Annotated in this window: 5 protein-coding genes and 1 pseudogene; 2 read left to right on the top strand and 4 right to left on the bottom strand. The window is 54.8% G+C overall.

Translation table 11 applies throughout. From position 1 onward, the window contains the following. Positions 1-83 precede the first annotated feature (83 nt). The 3 genes and pseudogenes from PDO_RS29415 to PDO_RS07870 all read right to left on the bottom strand — a co-directional run. Positions 84-209: pseudogene (locus PDO_RS29415) on the bottom strand (IS6 family transposase); the annotation flags it as partial. 44 nt (positions 210-253) lie between these two features. Next, complete coding sequence (locus PDO_RS27025; protein WP_007600126.1) at positions 254-1,399, bottom strand: TIGR03032 family protein; 1,146 nt, start codon at positions 1,397-1,399, stop codon at positions 254-256. A 245-nt stretch (positions 1,400-1,644) separates the two neighbouring features. Next, a complete protein-coding gene (locus PDO_RS07870) occupies positions 1,645-2,316 on the bottom strand; it encodes a Crp/Fnr family transcriptional regulator (RefSeq protein ID WP_007600124.1) in 672 nt (223 codons plus the stop codon). 155 nt (positions 2,317-2,471) lie between these two features. On the opposite strand from PDO_RS07870, the gene PDO_RS07865 reads away from it, so the two are divergent. Together PDO_RS07865 and PDO_RS07860 are read left to right on the top strand one after the other, a co-directional pair. After that, the gene (locus PDO_RS07865; RefSeq protein ID WP_007600122.1) at positions 2,472-2,969 is read left to right on the top strand and encodes a FecR domain-containing protein; all 498 of its coding nucleotides are present in this window, start codon (positions 2,472-2,474) and stop codon (positions 2,967-2,969) included. Continuing rightward, entirely contained in the window at positions 2,966-4,813 is a 1,848-nt protein-coding gene (locus tag PDO_RS07860) for a CHASE2 domain-containing protein (protein WP_007600120.1), read from the top strand. Before PDO_RS07865 ends, PDO_RS07860 begins: the two co-directional genes overlap by 4 nt. A gap of 16 nt (positions 4,814-4,829) precedes the next feature. On the opposite strand, the gene PDO_RS07855 is transcribed toward PDO_RS07860, so the two are convergent. Then, complete coding sequence (locus PDO_RS07855) at positions 4,830-5,894, bottom strand: helix-turn-helix domain-containing protein (RefSeq protein ID WP_007600118.1); 1,065 nt, start codon at positions 5,892-5,894, stop codon at positions 4,830-4,832. Positions 5,895-6,097: the final 203 nt, after the last annotated feature.

The raw sequence follows: 6,097 nt of genomic DNA, 5'->3' as shown, positions 1-6,097 counted from the left end.
CGCCGATATCCTTGCGCCCTTTACCGCCACACCCGGACGCTCAAACAAAATCGACGCAAAAGACCTGCCGCGCACAGGTCTCCTAGAACCCACCGGTTGATGGTGCTGTGATCGACCTCAAACCCGCGCTCGCGAAACATCTCTTCCAGATCCCGATAGCTGAGCGGATAGCGGAGGTACCAAGCAGCCGCCTGCACGACCAACCATGCTACCGTTAAGCGCAAAAAATTTGCGACAGGCCCATTTGAACATATCATCTCGCCGGCGGGTTAGCGATCTTGTTCTTCCCGCATCGATCCGGTCCAATGGCAATGTATTTGCTGATATCCTCACTTTCAATGCCGAAAAGCATCGGCTGGCTCGTTCCGGTCAAGATCGCCGTATCGTAAATTTCCTCGAGCGAGCCGGTAATGGCAAGTTTGTGGAGAACTTTGCCGCTACTGAGTTGAACCACATAGAGCGCACATTCCGGCTGCTTTCCCCGCCGCTCGAGTTCGCTGTCGAGTGGCAGGCCGGCAAAGACTTTGTTGCGCGGCTTGGACAGGCCAATGACAGCATAGTCGCCGAAAAAGGAAAGGCCCCGCAGGAAGCCCGGCAGCCAAGTGTGGCGCTCGAATGTACCCGTACGGCGATCAACGCGGCCGAACCAGCCTGAGCCTGCCTCCAAAAGATAAAGCTCGCCGCGATAAATGCGCGGCGTATGGGGCATAGATAGCCCCTGCGCCACGATGTGGTCGTTGCGTATGTCTATGATCATGCCGCCATCGGCACGCAATTGCCGCCATCCATGGGCAGTGTTGGAGGCGCCGACAACAGAAGCATAGGCAGGGACGCCATCTTCCATGCAAAACCCGTTGAAATGGCACCGGTCTTCATTGACAATCCTGTCAATGAAATCGGGGCGCCAGACGGGGGAAAAGCTCCCAAGCCCGTCCAATGTTGCCAAACAATTGTAGAGTGTGACAGCGACCAGCAATCGCCCGTCTCGGTCAACATGGATGTCGTGGATGTCGACGGCGCCCGTGACGTGGCTACGGCGCGGCATGTAGAGTTTATCCCAACCGTTAAGCTGACAACCGGCATCCAAGCCGTTCTCAAACAACCAAACCTGTTGTTTTGTCGAGAGATACAACCCTGTCTCCGTGACACACAAGGCCATCGCCTGACCAAAATTGCGCTCACTCACGGCAACATTGTTGCACAGGCCTGGGCCGATAAGCACGACCTTTCCCGCAGCATACGTGCTAAAGCCAAGCGACAGATTGTGGCCCCGCATCCAAGCAACAAGTCCCTGCGAATAGGTTACGTGGAACGGATTGCTGTCGGCTTTACCCACGCCGTCACCGGCAATGTGCGGCTTAGGCGCTGCTTGGAACTGCGTCAGTGCGGTTTCTTTCATTTTTCACTCAAATCTTCGGTCCTCGAATTGCCGAATCTATCAGAACCAGGCCCGCTGCAAACCGCGGTTCCTTTCCCTGACGTGCACAGGTTGTGTCTTTAGGTGCAAAAAAACTTGGAGCAGTCCAGAGCCTTTGACGGCTCGGCAGATGGGGCGAATCTCAAAGCGAGAATTGAAGATCTCGGGCTCACTCGTCTTTTTGGTCATCATTCGCGGTGACGGGGCTTGACCGAACTGGTGTGCTCCTATTCGTTCTCGGACAGAGCTTCGAGGCCTGCCCTGTCTCGCAGAATAAGCCACCTGTCCTTGATCTCTATCAATTGCATTTCCTGCCATTTCTTCAGGCAACGGTTTACGTTTTCGCGGGTATTGCCCAGCATTTTGGAGAGCTCTGACTGGGAAAGAGAGAGGCGCGTCAGCGGCTTTTCCAAAGTGGCAGGTGGTGCGAGCGACAGCCGCAGAAGGAGCCTTGCTAGTCGTGTCGGAATACTGAGGAAGGCAATTTCCAGCATCCGCTCATCGGAGCGTCGCACCCTTTGGCACAACAGCTCGATTAGCCTGATCGAGAGTTGCGGACTGCGGCGCAGGACGTTCAGCACCGATCGTCGTTCAAGAACGACAAGGGTGCAATTGCTGATTGCGCGCGCTGTCGCCGAACGTTCGCCACCGTCCAGCAGTGCGATTTCGCCAAAGACATCGCCGGCTCGCAATTCGCTCAAGATGACCTCGCGGCCTGCGGGCGTTACGACCTCAACACGCACATGACCTTCCGCAATTGCTATCATGCTTTCGCCTAGTGCCCCTGCGCTGAAGATCACATCCCCTTGCGTATAAGGCCTAACATGGGCCAATGCAGCAAGTTCACGGCGAGCTTCAAAATCCAGTGCCTTAAACACGAAACTCTCTGCGAAAAACATTTCCTTATCCAAACTACTCTCACTTATTCGCATTGTTGCGCCGATTTCCCTCTCGTCAACGATACAGATCACTACACATGATTGACAAGGTCGATTAACAGTCCAATAATTAAGTATTGCTTTATCATGTTAAGTTGGGAAGAGTGAGCACTCAAATGTTGCCAAAAATCACCGTCGTGATTTTGCTTTGCATTGCAATGTCGGCGACGGCGCAGGCACCTCCTGCGTGTCAAAGCGAAGTGCTGGAGAATCCGCCGCGCGTCTTGTACCGTTGCGCCAACGGCCTCATGTTGGAAGCGGAAGCGGGTGCGATCTTGGGTCTGCAGCAAGAGGCAGGACAGGCACGCCCGATGGTCAGCATAGCGGGGAAAGCGATCGCCATTGAGGTTGAACCCAACAGTGGCCCCTTTCAGATTCTGACACCGCACGCGATTGCGGCTGTACGTGGAACCTCCTATATCGTTGATGTGGCAGGCGACAAAACATCGGTCTTCGTTATCAGTGGCGATGTTGCCGTTTCAAGGCTCGACGCCTCGCAAGAGGTAACATTGGAGTCAGGCGAGGGCGTAGATGTGTTGCCCGGACAGCCTATGGCTGTATTGAGCTGGGGTCAGCAACGCGTCAACAACCTTCTTGCCCGCTTCGCGCGATGACATCCAGCCTGCCCCTCAGGTTCATGCTTTTAGCATTTGCCGCGGGGTTTCTTTGGGCGGGGTTACTGGGACTGCAGCATATTGCAGGCAGGCAGAGCGTAATTGATCGGATCGAGACATTCCTTCTTGACGCTCGGATCAATCTTGTCGGCATGCGCAAGGCATCGGATGCAGTTGCAATTGTTGTGATAGATGACGCAACGGTGGCAGACGTTGGGCGCTATCCGCTTGGCCGGAGGCAATTGGCCCATATCATTGACAAAATCACGCGTTCAGGTGCGCGGGGCCTTGCCATCGATATGCTTCTAGTGAGTGAGTCCGACAGCGAAGCAGACGCGGCGCTCGCCGCAGCGCTAAGCAGTTCGCCGGCGATCATTGCAAGCGCGGCGCAATTCTCCAACGAAGTTGGTCATTTCCGCCACATCCCCGCGCCGAAGGGCGCACTGAACCCGCTATCAACATTGTCGGATGTAGCAAAAACTGGACTGGTCAATGTTGTAACTGACGCTGGCGGCACACCGCGACAGATCCCAATGCTGTCTCTATTTTCTCATGGACCAGAGCCGTCGATTGTCCTGGGTGCAACCGGCCTGTATTACGGCGAGATGCCAAGCATGACGGCCGAGGGCTTGCGATTCCGGGAACGAGAACTGAGGCTCGATCTCGGCTGGCACCTGTCGCTCAACTATTACGGCGCCAGTGGAACGATCAAGACGATCAGCGCAAGGGATCTGTTGACGGATGAGGTCTCTTCCAAAATTCTCAAGGACCGCCTAGTTGTGCTGGGTGTAACTGCCATTGGCGTCGGAGATCGCTTCACTACACCATTCGACCAGATCCTGCCCGGTGTCGAAGTTCTGGCGACGGCGATATCAAATATCATCGACGGATCGGCTCTCATCCGCGACAGGACGATTCGACGTATCGATGCGACTGCTGCTCTGGTGATAACGCTATCGGGCGTTGCGGCCCTGTCGTTCTTGCCGCTGGCTGCGGGTTCAATCGTTTTTATGGCACTCAATTTAGGCTGGTTTTTTGTGGCCTTGCTTGCCTTCACCCATTCCTACTGGCTAAGCGGGGCACTACCGATCGTTGCAAGTCTACCTCCCATTGCCGGCGTTGCGTTCCTTCGTCAGATCTTAGAAAGAAACGAGATACGGCATTTGGCTGCCGCTCGGGCTGCCCTTGGACAGTTCCAGGCATCCATCATCGCAAAACGCCTCGGAGAGGACCCTGTATTCCTTCTCGAACCGCAAGAACAATCGGCTGCAATCCTCTTTGTAGATCTCGTCGGATTTACGGGCCTGAGCGAACGCCTGGGTGCCAGGCACGCCCGAAACCTGCTCAAGTCGTTCCACACCATCGTCGTGGACGAAACCGAGCGGCAAAATGGCTTGGTCATGGACTTTATGGGCGATGGAGTGATGATAGGTTTTGGCATTCCTGACCCAAGTGAGCAGGCTGCTTCCAATGCAGTGTCGGCGGCTTTCCGCCTGAAGACCGCAGTGGAAGATTGGCTCGTGTCCGAGAGGTTGGATGTGAACGTGAGCGCCGTTCGTGTGGGGGCACACTGCGGACAGGTGGTGCTATCGCGCCTCGGCCATCAAAACCACCAGCAGATCGCCGCCACAGGTGACTGCGTGAATGTTGCCAGCCGGCTTCTAGACGTTGCTCGCACGTGTGGCGCGTCGCTCGTACTCTCGTCAGACCTGATAAGAGCCGCAGGACTAGAGAAAGAATTGTTGACGGACAATTGTCCGCTCCAAGAAATTAATATCAGAGGGCGCGAACAGCCCATCAAGGTGGCAATCTGGCAGAAGGCAGAAGAATTTGTGTCTCAATGACTGCACCGCTCGTCGTTCATGTTTGGTCTTGCATTTCGTGACGTTCAGCCTGAAGGAGCCACTGAGCAAAACTGCGCGGCCCGCCAGCAGCCGGGACATTTTCATGGTAGCACAACTCGCGTGCTTCTTTCGCACTGTAACCGTACTGGACCTTGAACAATCGGCTGAACTGTGCAGGGTCGGAAAAACCATTCTCATAGGCAATCGTGCTAATCAACCGCCCATCTGAGGCATTCTCCAGAGCGGCATGGCAGGCTGCCAGTCGACGCTCCCGGATGAAATTATACACGCCACCACGGCGCTCTAGCAGATAGTAGAGCTTGCGGCGCGATACGCCCAATTCCCTACACAGCATGTCAACACCGAGATCCGGTGATTTAAGATTGGCGTCTATTAATTTTCGGGCAATCTCAATCCGGCTGGCTGAGATAGGCGTTGCCGCCATTTCCATTCTGTCCTTGGTTGGTCGAACGAGGACGCCGAGCAAGGCAGTCAATGAATTGACCACGATCGGGATATCCTTGTACGTCAGAGTCGATCTGTATTTCTGTAGTGAGAGGATGAACTCCCGGAGCAGTTTTTTGCTTATGCCCCGCATTGGTCTGTGGCAGGCGGCATCTAAAGTCCCTGCCAATGTTGGGAAGGCATCACGCTGCATCCAGATGCAGGTCAGATCACCAGAACTGGAATTGGCCATACAGGGCATCGCAAGCGAACGTAGGTCCAGACTACCCTCCTGGCTTCGAAGAGTATCTCCGGCAGAGCAATTGGTCTCCGAACCCCTATGGCGCAGCGTAATCTGCCAGTGGTCTAGCCCGCTCCGTCGAATGAGTTCCGTGGTTCGGCGGTATTTCATTGCATCGAGCCGAAGAGACGCGATGTGGACTTTGCCCAGATCAACCCCTCTTATGCTAGCCTTAAAGCCGCCCACAGCTACATCAACTGGCTCCACTTCGGCAATGGACGCAATGAGATTGCGCCAATAGGGAAACTGTTCCGACTTTTCTTTCACGAGGGTAGTGAAACGGTCCTCACGTAGAGCTTTGTCTAGACCTTGATTCGTTGAATGCTCAAATTTCATCCCAATCACCCCCAAGGTCGTCGTGACCCGGAGGGGACGAGTAACCTACATTTGTTACGCATAAGGAACGCTCTTGAGATCTTCGCGGGTGTGTTGCACGTCACACCAAATAAGTTTGTCAACGTGATCTGAAGGTTCTGCAAAAGCTGCTGCTGTTGGTTATGGGATGGCCCGCCCTTCCGAGAACATCGAGTATGATGTCA

The organism is Rhizobium sp. PDO1-076, assembly GCF_000247475.1.
Taxonomy (GTDB): Bacteria; Pseudomonadota; Alphaproteobacteria; order Rhizobiales; family Rhizobiaceae; genus Allorhizobium.
Note: the sequence above shows the minus strand (reverse complement) of the source record. Positions and strands in the feature narration are given on the sequence as shown.